This is a genomic window from Pseudomonas sp. GQ91, assembly GCF_059758795.1.
Genome location: NZ_JCAXED010000013.1, coordinates 105,822 through 122,085, shown reverse-complemented (window position 1 = coordinate 122,085; position 16,264 = coordinate 105,822). Strand labels below are relative to the sequence as shown.

Sequence of the window (16,264 nt, the reverse complement as noted above, 5' to 3'; positions counted from 1 at the left end):
AGGTTATCGACCGAGATCCCCTACCCATGCCGCAATCCCAAGCCAAGAGTCTGTCCCTGATCGCCGCCATCGACCTGGGCTCCAACAGTTTTCACATGGTCGTGGCCAAGGCCCAGAACGGTGAAATTCGTATCCTTGAGCGGCTCGGTGAAAAAGTACAACTGGCCGCCGGGATCGACGACGAGCGCAAGCTCAGCGAAGAATCGATGCAGCGCGGGCTTGATTGCCTCAAGCGTTTTTCCCAACTGATCAACGGCATGCCGCCAGGCGCCGTGCGAATTGTCGGCACCAATGCCCTACGTGAAGCGCGTAACCGTGGCGAGTTCATCCGCCGCGCCGAGGAAATCCTCGGGCATCCCGTGGAGGTCATCTCCGGCCGTGAAGAAGCACGCCTGATCTACCTGGGCGTCTCCCACACCTTGGCCGACACCCCGGGCAAGCGCCTGGTGGCCGACATCGGCGGCGGCAGTACCGAATTCATCATCGGCCAGCGCTTTGAACCCCTGCTGCGCGAAAGCCTGCAGATGGGCTGCGTCAGCTACACCCAGCGCTATTTCAAGGATGGCAAGATCACCCCGGCTCGCTACGCGCAGGCGTACACCGCGGCGCGGTTGGAGATCATGAGCATCGAGCACGCGCTGCACCGCCTGACCTGGGATGAAGCCATCGGCTCATCCGGCACCATCCGCGCCATTGGCCTGGCGCTCAAGGCTGGCGGTCACGGAACTGGCGAAGTCAACGCGGAAGGCCTGGCGTGGCTCAAGCGCAAGCTGTTCAAGCTTGGTGACGTCGAGAAAATCGACTTCGACGGAATCAAGCCTGACCGTCGGACCATCTTCCCGGCGGGCCTGGCGATTCTGGAGGCGATCTTCGACGCCCTTGAACTGCAACGTATGGACCATTGTGATGGCGCCCTGCGTGAAGGTGTGCTCTACGACCTGTTGGGGCGCCATCACCACGAGGATGTGCGGGAGCGCACGCTAGGTTCGCTGATGGAGCGTTATCACGTCGACCTGGAGCAAGCGGCGCGGGTCGAGCGCAAGGCGCTGCATGCGTTCGACCAGGTGGCCGAAGATTGGGAACTGGAAACCGGGGTCTGGCGTGAACTGCTGGGCTGGGCGGCCAAGGTCCATGAAGTGGGCCTGGATATCGCCCACTACCATTACCACAAACATGGCGCCTACCTGATCGAGCACTCTGACCTGGCGGGTTTCTCCCGGGAAGACCAACAGATGCTCGCGCTACTGGTGCGCGGTCATCGCCGCAATATCCCCAAGGACAAGTTCGCCGAGTTCGGTGACGAGGGCATCAAGCTGATTCGCCTGTGCGCATTGCTGCGTTTTGCGATTCTGTTCCACCACATCCGTGGCACCCGGCAAATGCCACAGGTGACCCTGCGCGCCAATGGCGACAGCCTCGATGTAGTGTTTCCTGACAACTGGCTGGACGAAAACCAGTTGACCCAGGCCGATTTCGCCCAGGAGGCAGAGTGGCTGGCGCGGGTTGGCTTCAGCCTGAACGTGCGCTGACTGGCTAACGCCGACAAGCGCCTGCAGGAGCGAGCTTGCTCGCTCCTGCAGAACCAGGCGCGGGTTTAGCGAACGCTCAGCAACGGCAGGCCCAGACGCTCCAACAACGTCGCCTGCGCACTGCGCGGGTTCTGGTTGCCGGTTGGCGTGTTGCGCACATAACGGCCGTCCGACTGCAGGCTCCAGCTGTGGGTGTTATCGGTAAGATAGCTTTCCAGCTCTTTCTTGACCCGCATGATCAGCTTCTTGCCTTCCACCGGGAAGCAGGTCTCCACGCGCTTGTCGAGGTTGCGCTCCATCCAGTCGGCGCTGGACAGGAACATCTGTTCTTCGCCACCGTTAAGGAAATAGAACACCCGCGTGTGCTCCAGGAAACGCCCGATGATCGAGCGTACGTGGATGTTGTGCGAGACCCCGGCAATCCCCGGCCGCAGGCAGCACATGCCACGCACCACCAGATCGATGCGCACGCCGGACTGGCTGGCCTTGTACAACGCACGGATGATCTTCGGATCGGTCAGCGAGTTGAACTTGGCAATGATGTGCGCCGGTTTGCCGTCGAGGGCGAACTGGGTTTCCCGGGCAATCATGTCGAGCATGCCCTTTTTCAAGGTGAATGGCGCATGCAGCAGCTTTTTCATGCGCAAGGTCTTGCCCATGCCGATCAACTGGCTGAACAGTTTGCCAACGTCTTCACACAACGCATCGTCGGAGGTCAGCAAGCTGTAGTCGGTGTAGAGCTTGGCGTTGCCAGCATGGTAGTTGCCGGTACCCAAGTGCGCATAACGCACGATTTCACCGGCTTCGCGACGCAGGATCAGCATCATCTTGGCGTGGGTCTTGAAGCCCACCACACCGTAGATCACCACCGCGCCGGCCGCTTGCAGGCGACTGGCCAGTTGCAGGTTGGACTCTTCGTCAAACCGCGCGCGCAGCTCGATCACTGCGGTGACTTCCTTGCCGTTACGCGCCGCGTCCACCAGTGCATCGACGATTTCCGAGTTGGCGCCGCTGCGGTACAGAGTCTGGCGCACGGCCAGCACATGCGGATCCTTGGCGGCCTGGCGCAGCAGGTCGACCACCGGCGTGAACGATTCGAACGGGTGCAGCAGCAGGATGTCTTGCTTGCTGACCACGCTGAAAATGTTCTCGCTGTTTTGCAGCAATTTCGGAATCTGCGGGGTGAACGGCGTGTATTGCAGCTCCGGATGGCTGTCCAGGCCGGTGATGCTGAACAGGCGCGTCAGGTTTACCGGGCCATTGACCTGATACAGCTCGGACTCGGCCAGGTTGAACTGCTTGAGCAGGTAGTCCGACAAGTGTTTCGGGCAGGTGTCCGCCACTTCCAGACGCACCGCATCGCCGTAGCGCCGCGAGAACAGCTCCCCGCGCAGGGCGCGGGCCAGGTCTTCAACGTCTTCGGAGTCCAGCGCCAGGTCGGCGTTACGGGTCAGGCGGAACTGGTAGCAGCCCTTGACCTTCATGCCTTGGAACAAATCATCGGCATGGGCGTGGATCATCGAGGACAGGAATACATAGTTATCGCCTGCGCCCCCAACCTCTTCCGGCACCTTGATAACCCGTGGCAACAGGCGTGGCGCGGGAATAATTGCCAGGCCCGAGTCACGACCGAAGGCATCGATACCTTCCAGCTCGACGATGAAGTTCAGGCTCTTGTTCACCAGCAGCGGGAACGGGTGCGTCGGGTCGAGACCAATCGGAGTGATGATCGGCGCGATCTCGTCACGGAAATAACGTCGCACCCAGGTCTTGAGCTTGGCCGTCCAGTTACGGCGGCGGATGAAGCGGACCTGGTGCTTTTCCAACTCCGGCAACAGGATGTCGTTGAGAATGGCGTATTGACGGTCTACATGACCGTGTACCAGCTCGCTGATGCGGGCCAGCGCCTGGTGCGGCTGCAGGCCGTCGGCGCCGGCCTGCTCACGGGCGAAGGTGATCTGCTTCTTGAGGCCGGCGACGCGAATTTCGAAGAACTCGTCCAGGTTGCTGGAGAAGATCAGCAGGAATTTCAATCGCTCCAGCAGCGGGTAGGACTCATCCAGCGCCTGTTCCAGCACGCGGATGTTGAATTGCAGTTGCGACAGTTCGCGATGGATGTACAGGCTGCTGTCATCCAGGTTCGGAATCACCATCGCCGGTGCCGCGGCCACCGGCTCAGCGATCACGGCGGGCTGCTCAAGCTCCAGTGCCGGCGGGGCTTCGGTGTCGTGTTCAACCACCGGGAGCGCGTCTTTTACAGCAACTTCTGTGAGTCCTTCGGTATTCATGGAGTGTTCCTGTGAGGGCTATTGTTGCTCTCTAAGCAATTGGGCGGCACGGACGGCAAAGTAAGTCAGGATGCCATCGGCACCCGCACGTTTAAAGGCCGTAAGGGACTCAAGAATCACCCCTTCACTCAACCAGCCATTTTGAATCGCTGCCATGTGCATGGCGTATTCACCACTGACCTGATAGACAAAGGTCGGCACCTTGAATTCATCCTTGACCCGATAAAGGATGTCCAGATACGGCATGCCGGGCTTGACCATGACCATATCGGCACCTTCAGCCAGGTCCGCCGCCACTTCGTGCAAGGCCTCGTGACCGTTGGCCGGGTCCATCTGGTACGAGGCCTTGTCGGCCTTGCCCAGGTTCAGCGCCGAGCCGACGGCATCGCGGAACGGGCCGTAGTAAGCACTGGCGTACTTGGCCGAATAGGCCATGATGCGCACGTTGACGTACCCGGCCATTTCGAGGGCTTCACGAATCGCCTGGACGCGACCATCCATCATGTCCGACGGAGCGACCACCTGGGCGCCCGCGGCGGCATGGGAAAGAGCCTGCTTGACCAAGGCGTCGACCGTGATGTCGTTCTGTACATAGCCGTCTGCGTCCAGGACGCCATCCTGCCCGTGGGTAGTGAACGGATCCAGCGCGACGTCGGTAATCACCCCCAGCTCCGGAAAACGCTCGCGCAGCGCGCGGGTCGCGCGCTGGGCAATGCCCTCGGGGTTCCAGGCTTGTGCGGCGTCCAGCGACTTGAGTCCGGCCGGGGTCACCGGGAACAACGCCAGGGCCGGAATCCCCAACTCGACCCAATGCGCAGCCTCTTCGAGCAACAGGTCAATGCTCAGGCGCTCGACACCCGGCATCGACGCCACCGTTTCCCGCCGGTTCTCACCGTCCAGCACAAATACCGGCAAGATCAGATCATCCACCGTCAGCACGTTTTCACGAACCAGGCGGCGAGAAAAATCATCCCGACGATTGCGGCGCAGGCGAGTGGCGGGAAACAGGCGTTGGGCGGGGGTAAAGCTCACGGCAGACTCCTGAGCCCGGGTTGACGGGCGAGCGTGACAGTTATAAGCGGTCATTATGACGAAGGAATTACAGTTGTGCTCCCTCATACTCACGGCATGCCCGCTGGAGTTGTGCTCACGGTTTCTGTAGGAAATGTTCATCTCGTGACACATTTCGATACTTTCATGAATGTGCGCGAAGGCGTAGGCTGCGCGTTCACTTCGCCAGCACCCAGACAATGCTCCAACAATTTCTGAATGACTTTGGCTACTTTGCTCTCCTCCTGGGCACGTTTTTCGAAGGCGAAACCATCCTGGTCCTCGCAGGCTTCCTGGCGTTCCGCGGATACATGGATATCAATCTGGTGGTCGTGGTTGCGTTCTGCGGCAGCTACGCCGGCGACCAGCTGTGGTACTTCCTGGGCCGCAAGCACGGACGCAAGTTGCTGGCACGCAAGCCGCGCTGGCAATTGCTGGGGGACCGCGCGCTGGAGCACATCCGCCGACATCCGGACATTTGGGTACTGAGCTTTCGTTTTGTCTATGGCCTGCGCACCGTGATGCCCGTGGCGATTGGCCTGTCAGGCTATCCGCCGGGACGTTACCTGCTGCTCAACGGCATCGGTGCCGCCATTTGGGCCGCGGCCTTGGGAGCAGCGGCCTATCATTTCGGTGCGGTGCTTGAAGGCATGCTGGGCAGCGTCAAGAAATATGAGCTCTGGGTTCTGGGCGCGCTGCTGGTGCTCGGCCTGGGCTTGTGGCTGCGGCGCCGCATCAAGAATGCCCGCCTGACCCGCGCAGCCTGCGCCGCGGAAAAGTCTCGCCTGGAGCAACAGCAACTAAGCGAGGCAAAGAACTGCAACGAACCTACGACACCAGCCGAGTAACCCGCGCCCGACAACAGTAGAGGCCGATGACACTCAGCAAACTGTAGCTGGCCAGTCCCAGCCAGCCCAGTGTGCTGCTGGCCGGCCATAATCCGAGCAGCGGCGCCAGCCACACTAACGGCACGTTCAGTGCCAGGCGCGACAGTTCAGCCTTCAAGGCCCACGGACGATTCTCCAGCGCCACGCCCAGGGTAAACAACCCCAGCGCCATCGCGCTCCAGCCGAGCACCAGGGCGGCAGTCGGCATGCCTTCGCCAGCATTCATCAAGTAGCTGCCAAAGCCCACATAGACGGCAAATTGCAGGGCAATGTAGATCTGCTGACGCAGGTCCAGCGGCACCTCGAACTTGCGGAACTGACGCAGATCCGGCTTCGCCAACGGGTATTTCGCCTTCACGTCAGCCGGACGCCAGCCCGTGCGCATAAACCAGATCCGCAGCTTGTCCCACCAGCGCTCGGTTCGCCGCGCATCGCTGCATAACTGCGCATAAAACTGCAGGTTGGCCCATAGCGGATTCCAGCTTGCCAGCGGCGTGGTCACGCCAAAGATCACCGGTTCGTTTTCATCTTCCTCCTGGAAAGATCCAAACAGCCGGTCCCAAATAATGAACACTCCGCCGTAGTTGCGATCCATGTAGAGAGCGTTCTGTGCATGGTGGGCTCGATGGTTGGAGGGTGTGACAAAGAACCACTCGAACCAGCCCAGCTTAGGCACATGGCGGGTATGAACCCAGAACTGGTACAGCAGATTCAGGGAGGCGACGCTGATAAACACCAGCAACGGCACGCCGATCACGGCCAGCGGCAGATAGAAGATCCAGCTCAGCAAAAAGCCCGTGCTGGTCTGGCGCAAGGCTGTGGTGAGGTTGTAGTCCTCGCTTTGATGATGCACCGAGTGCGCGGCCCAGAGGATGTTGCGTTCGTGACCACAGCGATGCAGCCAGTAGTAGCAGAAGTCGTAGAAGACAAACGCAACGACCCAGGTCCAGATGCTGTGGGCCGGGAGTTCAAACAAGGCCAGGTGTTCGAGGGCGAAGGCGTAGGTCAGCAGCCCCACCCCCTTGGTCAGCAACCCGGTGGTGGTGGAGAGCACACCGGTACTCAGGCTGTTGATGGCGTCTGCGACCCGATAATTGCGCTGGCCGCGCCAGCGGTCGGCCAGCAGTTCGACCACAATCAAGGCAATGAAAAACGGTACCGCGTAAGGGACGAAGTCCATGGGCAAGTCCGGTCAATTATTGTTACATCAAGATTAGGTGTACTGGCGAGATATCCCATTGGCAATGAGTGACAAATAAGTAGACATTTAACGCCATAAATCAGGAGAAATGCCCATGAGCAAAAAGATTGCAGTGATCCTTTCCGGCTGTGGCGTCTACGACGGCACTGAAATCCATGAAAGCGTAATCACCCTGCTGCGCCTGGATCAGCGCGGCGCTCAGGTCCAGTGTTTTGCCCCCGATATTGCACAACTGCACGTGATCAATCACCTGACCGGCGAAGAGATGCCCGAATCGCGCAACGTGCTGGTTGAATCGGCGCGCATCGCCCGCGGCGACGTAAAGGACATTCGCGAGGCCAGCGTCGCGGACTTCGATGCGCTGATTGTGCCGGGCGGTTTCGGGGCGGCGAAGAACCTGTCGAACTTTGCCGTCGAAGGCGCTGGCTGCAGCGTCAATCCAGAGTTGCTGGCGCTGGCCGAAGCGTTTGCCGAAGCCGGCAAGCCGGTAGGGTTGATCTGCATCTCGCCGGCGCTGGCAGCGAAGATCTACGGCCCCGGCGTGACATGCACCATTGGCAACGATGCCGACACGGCAGATGCCCTGAACAAGATGGGCGCGACTCATCAAGAGTGCGTGGTAGACGAGATTGTCGAAGACAAGGCGCGCAGACTGGTCTGCACACCCGCCTACATGCTGGCCAAGAACATCAGCGAAGTAGCATCCGGGATCAACAAACTGGTGGACCGAGTGCTGGAGCTGACCCACGAGAATGACTGAGCCATCCTGGCCTGTTCACCGCTCAATGGGGGAGCGGGCCTGCTCGCGATAGCCTCACCTGGGTGTAGTGGATACACCGAGGCGTCTGCATCGCGAGCAAGCCCGCTCCCACATAGTGATTGAGGGTGTGGTCAGGAAGCCGCTATCCGGCGCTTATCGGCCATTCGACTGCGGCTGTACAACAGCACAATCGCGATGATCGCCACCGCCTGGGCGCTCAGGGAATAAGCGTCGGCGTGAATGCCCAGCCAATCGAAATCAAAGAACGCCACCGGCCGTGTGCCGAAGATGCCGGCTTCTTGCAACGCCTTGACACCATGTCCGGCGAACACCACCGACAAAGCACACAACAGCGCCGCGTTGATGCCGAAGAACAGCGCCAACGGCAGCTTCGCGGAGCCCTTCAGGATGATCCACGCCAGGCCCATCAGCAGCACCAACGCCGTGGCACCGCCGGCCAATACCGCATCATGCCCGGCAGGCCCGGCTTGCAGCCACAGGGTTTCGTAGAACAGGATCACCTCGAACAGCTCGCGGTACACTGAAAAGAACGCCAGCACTGCAAAGCCGAAACGCCCACCGCCGCCCACCAGGCTGCTTTTGATGTAATCCTGCCAGGCCGCCGCGTGGCGTCGGTCATGCATCCACACACCGAGCCACAACACCATGACGCTGGCAAACAGCGCGGTGCAGCCTTCCAGCAGTTCACGCTGGGCGCCGCTGACATCAATCACATACGCCGCCAGCGCCCAGGTGGCCAAGCCGGCCACCAGCGCCAGGCCCCAACCCAGGTTGACGCTGCGCACGGCCGATTGCTGGCCCGTGTTGCGCAGGAACGCGAGGATCGCCGCCAGCACCAGAATCGCTTCCAGGCCTTCGCGCAACAGAATCAGCAGGCCGGAGATATAGCTCAGCGTCCAGCTCAAGCCATCGCCGCCCAGCAGGCCGGCTGACTCGGTAAGTTTGCCCTTGGCCACGTCCAGGCGCTGCTGGACCTGTTCGATCGGCAATCCATCCTGCAACGACTGCCGATAAGCCATCAGGGCTTTTTCGGTGTCTTTGCGCACGTTGGCGTCGACGTTGTCCAGGGAGCTTTCAACCAGTTCGAAACCTTCAAGATACGCCGCGACCGAGAGGTCATAGGCCTGCTCGTGCTCACCATTGCGGAATGCCGCCAGGCTTTTGTCCAAGGTGGCCGCGGTGTAGTCGAGCAACTGTGCCGGGCCCCGCTGGACCTGCGGCGGCTGTGCCCGCTGGGCACGGAAAACACGCGCGGCATCCGGACCGTCGGCGGCCAGCACTTCCTCGGGCGTCTGGCGCGCCAGCTCAGCCAGGTTGAAGGATTTTTCACCTTTTGCCGCTGCCGGATCGGCGGTGAAGCCCGCGATATAGGTGGCCAGGTCCCAACGCTGACGATCATCCAGCTGATCGGCGAAGGAAGGCATGTCGGTACCTTCCACGCCCAGGCCCAAGGTGTTGTAAATCCCGTAGAGGCTCAAGCGGTCCAACCGCGTGGCATCGCGCAGGTTGGCCGGTGGCGGCACCAGGCCAACCCCGGCCGGGCCATCGCCAGCACCGCTCGCGCCATGGCATACCGAACAATGCTGGGCATACAGCGGCGCCCCCCGCGCCGGATCCGGCGTAATGACCGGTGCCTGGCTGACCTCATAGGCCACCGCCAGCTTGGCGCCCAGTTGGCGCGCCTGACGAGCCACCACCGTACCGTCCTGGTGGGCGCTCACGGCCGCCAGCAGTTCATCGACGCCTTTCACCAGTTCGCCGCGTTCGGGCTTGTCCGGCAATTGCGCCACCAGCCCCTGCAAAACCCCAAGGAACTCGACCTGTTCGAGGTATTCAGACTCGTCGACAACCTTGCCCGCCACCACCGTCGGTGGATAGTCAGCACCAATATAATCCAGCAAATGCAGGGCCTTGGGCGCACCTTCTGGAGTAGCCGCCAGCAGGTTGAAGCTGCACGACACCAACGCCGGCAACAGCAGCCAGGCGAGAAAACGGGAAGGGGCAGTCATGAATGGCTCTCAAATGGAAACAAGAAGTAACACATTGTCGAGTGTTAAGCGCTTTGACTCAAGGCGTTAGTGATGTGTTGGCGGAATAACCCGCCAAGGGACGAGCGATCGGCAAAGCCTGCTTTCTTCAGCCGGGCCGGGGTGATCAGGCCGTGGCGCGATGCAAGCTGGCCAGGAACGCCGCAGCGCCGACGAACAACCCGGCAAACGTGCGGTTCACGCGCTTCTGCTGGCTCGGTGTGCGCAACAGGCGCAAGACTTTCGACGCCAGGCCGGTGTAGCCCGCCATCACGATCATGTCGACGCTGATCATCGTCGCCCCCAGGATCAGATACTGGCTTAACAACGGTGCCTGCGGGTTCACGAACTGTGGCAACACCGCCAGCATGAACACCAAGGCTTTGGGGTTGCTGGCGTTCACCAGGAAGCCACGGAACATCATTGCCAGAGGCTTGCCGATGGGGCGCACGGCGGCGTCATCGGTCAAATCCGCCGGTAACGCACGCCATTGCCTGATGGCCAGATAAACCAGGTAAGCAACGCCAAACCATTTGATCACGTAGAACGCCGTGGAAGACGCCGCGAGAATCGCGCCCAGACCGCCAGCCACCACCGCAATCTGCATCGCCAGGCCCACCTGCAAGCCCAAGGCATTCCAGTAGCCGCGCAGAAAACCGTATTGCAGACCGCTGGACATCGAGGCGATGGCGCCCGCGCCAGGAGAGAGACTGATGATCCAACTGGCGGCAAAAAAGGCCAGCCATGTTTCGAGCGCCATTACACACCTCAATCGGGAGTTTGCTGTTGGGCCTTAAGCTAACGCCGCCGACTGAAAGTTGGCTATAGGTTTTTACCCGATGCGAACATCAACGGTCGCTCGGAAACACATGCGTGCCTGGCCAGCGGCGTACCGAACGCTGGAAAAACAAGCTATTGGGCACTTGCACCATGGCGCTGTCGGTGCCCGCCTCTTCAACTTCGATCAGCGTGGTGTACAGCAAGTTGATCGCCACCACACGGCCTTTGACCCCGGGCTTGTCGACGGTATCGACCAGTTCGACCAGATCCCCCAGGCGAAACGGCCCCACCGTGAAAATCAGAATCGCGCACAGCAGGTTGGACAGTACCGACCACATGGCAAAGAACGCCACCGCCGCCACCGCGACAAAACCCGACAGCGCGGTCCACAGCACCGTGGCCGAAACGCCCAGGCGCCCCAGCACAAAAATCAGTGCGCTGCCCATGATCAGCCAGCGCAGGCCACCGCGCAGCGGCATCAGCAACTGCGGCGGGAACGGGTAGCGTTCGCCCAGGCGCGTCAGGCCTTTGGCGACAAAGCGCTGGGTCAGGTAACCCGCCAACAGGATCAGTAGAATTTGCACACCGATCCAGAACGGCGCGACCCAATGCGCCGGCAGCATCAATTGCAGGGTATCCATCAGGACAACGCCTCCAGCTCCGCTTGCAGGCTTTCCAGCAGTTCGAGGGCTTCCATCCAGCTCTCCTCCAGTTGCGCTTCGCGAACTTTGAGCTTGGCCTGTTCGGCCAGCAAGTCACGCAGTTCATCCTTGCGCGCCGCTTCGTACACCGCGCTGTCGCCAAGACTGGTTTCAATCCTGGCCAAGCGCTCATGAACCTTGCCCAACTCGGCTTCCAGCTTGTCGGCTTCGCGTTTGTGCGGCGCCAGTTGCTGACGTAAGGCCGCGGCAGCCTGGCGCTGGGCTTTCTTGTCGGTTTTGTCCGGGTTGACCGGCGTGTTGCTGACCGGCGCGTTACGCAAACGATAGTCCGTCAGCCAACGAGCGTAGTCGTCCAGGTCACCGTCGAACTCCTCGACCTTGCCATCGGCCACCAGCAGGAAGTTATCGGTGGTGCTCTTGAGCAAGTGCCTGTCGTGAGACACCACCAGCACCGCACCGCTGAACTCCTGCAAAGCCATGGTCAGCGCCAGGCGCATTTCCAGGTCCAGGTGGTTGGTGGGTTCGTCGAGCAGCAACAGGTTTGGCCGCTCCCAGGCAATCAGCGCCAGGGCCAGACGGGCTTTTTCGCCACCGGAGAAATTCACTACGGGCTCATCAATGCGCGCGCCACGGAAGTCGAAACCGCCGAGGAAATCGCGCAAAGTCTGCTCGCGTTCGGTGGGGGCCAGACGCTGCAAATGCAACAACGGGCTGGCCTTGGCATCAAGGGAGTCAAGTTGGTGTTGAGCGAAGTAACCCACCACCAGATTCTCGCCACGGGTCAGGCGTCCAGCCAGCGGTTGCAGCTCGCCGGACAGGTTCTTGATCAGCGTCGACTTGCCTGCGCCATTCGGGCCGAGCAGGCCGATCCGCGCACCGGGCGTGAGCTGCAGCTTGACCTTCTCCAGGATGGTCTTGTCGCCGTATCCAAGACGAGCGTCGGACAGGTCGAGCAACGGACTGGAAATTTTCACCGACTCGCGAAACACGAAGTCGAAGGGCGAATCGACATGGGCCGCCGACAGCTCTTCCATGCGTTCCAGGGCCTTGATCCGGCTTTGTGCCTGGCGGGCCTTGGTGGCCTGGGCCTTGAACCGCGCGATATAGCTTTCCATGTGCGCACGTTGCGCCTGCTGCTTCTCGAAAGCCTGCTGTTGCTGGGCCAGGCGTTCGGCACGGGCGCGCTCGAACGCGGTGTAGCCGCCGCGATAAAGGGTAATTTTCTTCTGCTCGACGTGGGCGATGTTATCGACCACCGCGTCGAGGAAATCACGATCGTGAGAAATCAGCAACAAGGTGCCGGGGTAGCTTTTCAGGAAGTCTTCCAGCCACAGGATCGCATCGAGGTCCAAGTGGTTGGTCGGCTCGTCGAGCAGCAGCAGGTCCGAGGGGCACATCAGCGCCTGGGCCAGGTTCAGGCGCATGCGCCAGCCACCCGAGAAGTCGGCGACCGGACGATCCATCTGTTCGTTGGTGAACCCGAGACCAGCGAGCATTTTGCGCGCGCGGGCATCGGCGGTGTAACCGTCGGCGCTGTCCAGCTCCGCGTGCAGGCGCGCCTGCGCGGCACCGTCCTGGGTCTTCTCAGCCTCGGCCAGCTCGCGCTGCACCTGACGCAAACGCAGATCGCCATCGAGCACGTAGTCGATCGCGATGCGATCCAGGGTGTCGATCTCCTGGCGCATATGGGCGATGCGCCAATCGGCCGGCAACTGACAATCCCCCGAATCGGGCGTCAGCTCACCCAACAGCAGGGCGAACAATGTGGATTTGCCGGCGCCGTTGGCACCGATCAGGCCGGCTTTGTGACCGGCGTGCAGGGTCAGCTCGGCGTCTTCGAGAAGACGTTGCGGGCCACGCTGTAATGTTAGGCTTTGAAGTCGGATCATAATGGCGGCGGAGTCTACCAGCTTCGTTGACCGCTGGCTTGGGTAGGAATATGTGCGCTGACCTGTGGAGCTTTGCCCTCTCGACTTACGCCCGCCCGGGCGTGGAAGACTCATGCCTGCGCCTGCAGACGCAAGGAGCCGATGTGTGTCTGTTGCTCTGCGGGTTGTGGCTGGAACAACGTGGCGTCGCCCCTGATGCCATGCGCGTGCAAGCGTTGAAGCAGATTGCACAGCCCTGGCAGGCCCAGGTGATCGAACCCCTGCGTCGGCTACGCAAGCAATGGCGCGCCACGGCGCAGCACGATGTGGAATTGGGAGTGTTGCGCGAACGGCTCAAGACCCTGGAATTGGACGCCGAGCGGCAGCTGTTGTCACGCTTGCACGCACAAGCGCTGGCATGGCCGACAGAGACAATGGCCGGACATGAACCCTGGCTTGAAGGACTGGCGACAGAAGCCGCCAACCTCGACCGCGACGCACTGCATCAACTGCGCGCCGCGGTCGCCAGCACTTAGGAAGCGCTGCTTGGGGTGGTGCTTGGTGTCGGCGCAGCAGGGTTGGCGGCCGGAGCGGCTGGCGCGGTGGACGCTGCCGGAGTCGCGGCAGGTGCTGGCGAGGTAGCCGGCTTCGCTGCGGTTGCCGCAGGTTTAGCGGCGGGCTTAACCGCTGGTTTGGCCGCAGGTTTTGCAGCTGCTGGTTTAGCCGCAGGCTTGGCTGCAGGTTTTGCAGCAGCAGGTTTAACCGCTGGCTTGGCTGCAGGTTTTGCAGCAGCAGGTTTAGCCGCTGGCTTGGCTGCAGGTTTTGCAGCAGCAGGTTTAGTCGCTGGCTTGGCTGCAGGTTTTGCAGCAGCAGGTTTAGCCGCTGGCTTGGCTGCAGGTTTTGCAGCAGCGGTTTTAGCCACTGGCTTGGCTGCAGGTTTTGCAGCAGCGGTTTTAGCCACTGGCTTGGCCGCAGGTTTTGCTGCAGCGGTTTTAGCCACTGGCTTGGCTGCAGGTTTTGCTGCTGCAGTTCTAGCCGCTGGTTTGGCCGCAGGTTTTGCTGCAGCGGTTTTAGCCGCTGGCTTGGCTGCAGGTTTTGCAGCTGCAGTTCTAGCCGCTGGTTTGGCCGCAGGTTTTGCAGCAGCGGTTTTGGCCGCTGGCTTGGCTGCAGGTTTTGCAGCTGCAGTTCTAGCCGCTGGCTTGACCGCAGGTTTTGCAGCAGCGGTTTTGGCCGGGGCCTTGGCAGCTACGGCTTTAGCCGGAGTACGCGTATTCAGCGCCTTAGTCACCGCTTCTTTCACTCGTCCAACGCCCTGAGCCAGCTTCAAGCTCTCTTGAGCATCGCGTTTGAGTTGCAGAATGTAGGCGCGCGTTTCGGATTGGCGATCTTTGAGGGCGTCGAGCAAGTCCTCAAGTTCCTTCACCGCGCCCTTGGCCTTGGTTTGCGCCTTGGATTTACCTGCGCTTGCTGCATCTTGCAGTTTGGTGCGGGATTTATGCAGTTTTTCCTGAGCCTTGCCGCGTTGTTTTTCCAGCTTGGCGAGCAATTTCTCTGCATCAGCCAAGGCTTGGGAGCAAGCGCTTTCCAAGTGTTCGAGCAGGCTGCCCGAGAGTTGTTGGAGCAAGTGCAATGGGGTATTTACAGGCTTCTGTTTGGCCGACATGGTTTACCTCCTGGCTGACGTGGGTGCGGCTCATACTAGCCCTCTGCTCTTACCGCCGCTAGGGCATGTTGACAGTATCGAATGCCTCGCGTTGCACTGCACAAAAATTCTTATCGATATAACGAAGAACCGCTCCGGTTTTTGCTCATGCACACTGGCATAATCCACCGCACTTTCGGCTGGAGAATACCCATGTCGCGTTACCTTTTTTTCATCTTGATGTTGTCCTTTTCAGCGGCCGGCGCGAGCGCGCAATCCTCTTCCAAAGACAGCCATGACCTGGCCTACAGCTTAGGCGCCAGTCTCGGTGAACGCCTGCGTCTGGAGGTTCCCGACCTGCAGATCCGCGCCTTGCTCGAAGGCCTCGAACACGCCTACCAAGGCAAACCGCTCGCCCTGGATGAGGCGCGCATCGAACAAATCCTCGCACAACATGAAGCCCGGGCCAGTATCGATGCACAGGTACCGGAAAGTGAAAAAGCCCTCGCCGCCGAGCAGTTGTTTTTGTCCACGGAAAAAGCCAAAGCTGGCGTTCGCGAATTGACTGACGGCATCTTGCTGACCGAACTTGCCCCTGGCAGCGGGAAAAAACCACAGGCCAATGATCAGGTGCAAGTGAACTATGTTGGACGATTGCCCGACGGGACAATTTTCGATCAGAGCACACAACCCCAATGGTTTCGCCTGGACAGCGTGATCAGCGGTTGGCGGAGCGCGTTGCAACAGATGCCGGCAGGCGCGAAATGGCGCCTGGTGATTCCATCGGCGCAAGCCTATGCGGCGGACGGGGCCGGCGAGTTGATTGCGCCTTATACGCCGCTGGTATTCGAGATTGAATTGCTCGATAGCCGTCCCTGACCCAACGAAAAACGGTGCGCCATGCGCACCGTTTTTATATTCACCGCTGAGGATCAAGCCTGGGTTGCAGGCTCTTCCTTGTGGGCGTTATGCAGCACTTCGATCAGGCAGTCTTCCAACTCGAAACGCTCATGGAGCAGCGCGCCCAATTCCTTGAACTTTTCTGCGACACAGTTTCCCGCATCACACAGGTCGGTAAACGCCAGCAGTTTTTCGGTGATGACGTCGATACGCGGATAGAGGGTTTCGGCCAAGTCCAGACCACGCTGATCGTCAAAGGCCTCCGCCTCCTTGGTCAGTTGCTCGTAGACACCGAAATGCCCGGCAGACACGTAGTCCACCAACACTTCACAGAATTCTTGCAGCGGTTTGCGATTCTCAGCCAATGCCTCGGGCTTGGCGCCGAGTGCATCAAAGGCCCGAACCAGTTCGTGACGTGCCTTCAACCAGCTGTCGATCAGCTTGTGCACCCCACCCCAGCGTTCCTGAGCATTCTGACAACTTTCCAGCATGATGATCTCTTCCCTTATGGGCGGTGCCGTTGTATGCCCGCGCAACACTTCAAGGATAAAGCGGCAACCGGACAAAGCCGCATCGAACAAACTGTTTCAATAACTCGTGCGGGCCAGATTATGCCCGCATGACTATGGCTTCAAGGTACGCAGGACAG

Annotated in this window: 14 protein-coding genes; 5 read left to right on the top strand and 9 right to left on the bottom strand. The window is 60.5% G+C overall.

Translation table 11 applies throughout. The features are described from left to right. Positions 1 to 26: 26 nt before the first annotated feature. Positions 27 to 1,529 (top strand): exopolyphosphatase, encoded by a 1,503-nt coding sequence (gene ppx / locus AC6CIA_RS19810; protein WP_498314436.1) that lies wholly within the window; start codon positions 27 to 29, stop codon positions 1,527 to 1,529. 65 nt (positions 1,530 to 1,594) lie between these two features. Here the strand turns inward: ppx and ppk1 are convergent, their stop codons facing one another. Both ppk1 and hemB read right to left on the bottom strand, forming a co-directional pair. Then, a complete protein-coding gene (ppk1, locus tag AC6CIA_RS19805; RefSeq protein ID WP_498314434.1) occupies positions 1,595 to 3,817 on the bottom strand; it encodes a polyphosphate kinase 1 in 2,223 nt (740 codons plus the stop codon). 18 nt (positions 3,818 to 3,835) lie between these two features. Beyond that, positions 3,836 to 4,849 carry a porphobilinogen synthase gene (gene hemB / locus AC6CIA_RS19800; RefSeq protein WP_498314433.1) on the bottom strand — a complete coding sequence of 338 codons (1,014 nt, stop codon included), beginning with the start codon at positions 4,847 to 4,849 and terminating at the stop codon, positions 3,836 to 3,838. A gap of 218 nt (positions 4,850 to 5,067) precedes the next feature. On the opposite strand from hemB, the gene AC6CIA_RS19795 reads away from it, so the two are divergent. Beyond that, on the top strand, positions 5,068 to 5,715 hold the full coding sequence (locus AC6CIA_RS19795) for a DedA family protein (protein WP_498314431.1): 648 nt from the start codon (positions 5,068 to 5,070) through the stop codon (positions 5,713 to 5,715). Here AC6CIA_RS19795 and AC6CIA_RS19790 read toward each other — a convergent pair. Beyond that, positions 5,696 to 6,934: a sterol desaturase family protein gene (locus tag AC6CIA_RS19790; protein ID WP_498314429.1), complete on the bottom strand. Its 1,239-nt coding sequence runs from the start codon at positions 6,932 to 6,934 to the stop codon at positions 5,696 to 5,698. The two genes, AC6CIA_RS19795 and AC6CIA_RS19790, sit on opposite strands and share 20 nt — an antisense overlap. A 115-nt stretch (positions 6,935 to 7,049) precedes the next feature. Here AC6CIA_RS19790 and elbB point away from each other — a divergent pair, with 115 nt between their 5' ends. After that, positions 7,050 to 7,715 (top strand): isoprenoid biosynthesis glyoxalase ElbB, encoded by a 666-nt coding sequence (gene elbB, locus AC6CIA_RS19785; protein ID WP_498314427.1) that lies wholly within the window; start codon positions 7,050 to 7,052, stop codon positions 7,713 to 7,715. 131 nt (positions 7,716 to 7,846) lie between these two features. Here the strand turns inward: elbB and AC6CIA_RS19780 are convergent, their stop codons facing one another. The 4 genes from AC6CIA_RS19780 to AC6CIA_RS19765 form a co-directional block, all read right to left on the bottom strand. Further along, entirely contained in the window at positions 7,847 to 9,745 is a 1,899-nt protein-coding gene (locus AC6CIA_RS19780) for an FTR1 family protein (RefSeq protein WP_498314425.1), read from the bottom strand. Positions 9,746 to 9,890: 145 nt separating this feature from the next. Then, positions 9,891 to 10,523: a LysE family transporter gene (locus AC6CIA_RS19775; protein WP_498314423.1), complete on the bottom strand. Its 633-nt coding sequence runs from the start codon at positions 10,521 to 10,523 to the stop codon at positions 9,891 to 9,893. 88 nt (positions 10,524 to 10,611) lie between these two features. Next, a complete protein-coding gene (locus AC6CIA_RS19770; protein WP_498314421.1) occupies positions 10,612 to 11,184 on the bottom strand; it encodes a mechanosensitive ion channel domain-containing protein in 573 nt (190 codons plus the stop codon). Continuing rightward, on the bottom strand, positions 11,184 to 13,094 hold the full coding sequence (locus AC6CIA_RS19765) for an ATP-binding cassette domain-containing protein (protein WP_498314419.1): 1,911 nt from the start codon (positions 13,092 to 13,094) through the stop codon (positions 11,184 to 11,186). Before AC6CIA_RS19765 ends, AC6CIA_RS19770 begins: the two co-directional genes overlap by 1 nt. A gap of 50 nt (positions 13,095 to 13,144) precedes the next feature. Between AC6CIA_RS19765 and AC6CIA_RS19760 the strand changes: the two genes are divergently transcribed. Continuing rightward, positions 13,145 to 13,609, top strand: coding sequence for a TIGR02444 family protein (locus tag AC6CIA_RS19760; protein ID WP_498314417.1), 465 nt, complete (start codon positions 13,145 to 13,147; stop codon positions 13,607 to 13,609). On the opposite strand, the gene AC6CIA_RS19755 is transcribed toward AC6CIA_RS19760, so the two are convergent. Next, on the bottom strand, positions 13,606 to 14,736 hold the full coding sequence (locus AC6CIA_RS19755) for an AlgP family protein (RefSeq protein ID WP_498314415.1): 1,131 nt from the start codon (positions 14,734 to 14,736) through the stop codon (positions 13,606 to 13,608). The two genes, AC6CIA_RS19760 and AC6CIA_RS19755, sit on opposite strands and share 4 nt — an antisense overlap. Before the next feature lie 192 nt (positions 14,737 to 14,928). On the opposite strand from AC6CIA_RS19755, the gene AC6CIA_RS19750 reads away from it, so the two are divergent. Then, positions 14,929 to 15,594 carry an FKBP-type peptidyl-prolyl cis-trans isomerase gene (locus AC6CIA_RS19750; RefSeq protein ID WP_498314413.1) on the top strand — a complete coding sequence of 222 codons (666 nt, stop codon included), beginning with the start codon at positions 14,929 to 14,931 and terminating at the stop codon, positions 15,592 to 15,594. A gap of 53 nt (positions 15,595 to 15,647) precedes the next feature. Here the strand turns inward: AC6CIA_RS19750 and rsd are convergent, their stop codons facing one another. Beyond that, on the bottom strand, positions 15,648 to 16,106 hold the full coding sequence (gene rsd, locus AC6CIA_RS19745) for a sigma D regulator (RefSeq protein ID WP_304629261.1): 459 nt from the start codon (positions 16,104 to 16,106) through the stop codon (positions 15,648 to 15,650). Positions 16,107 to 16,264 lie beyond the last annotated feature (158 nt).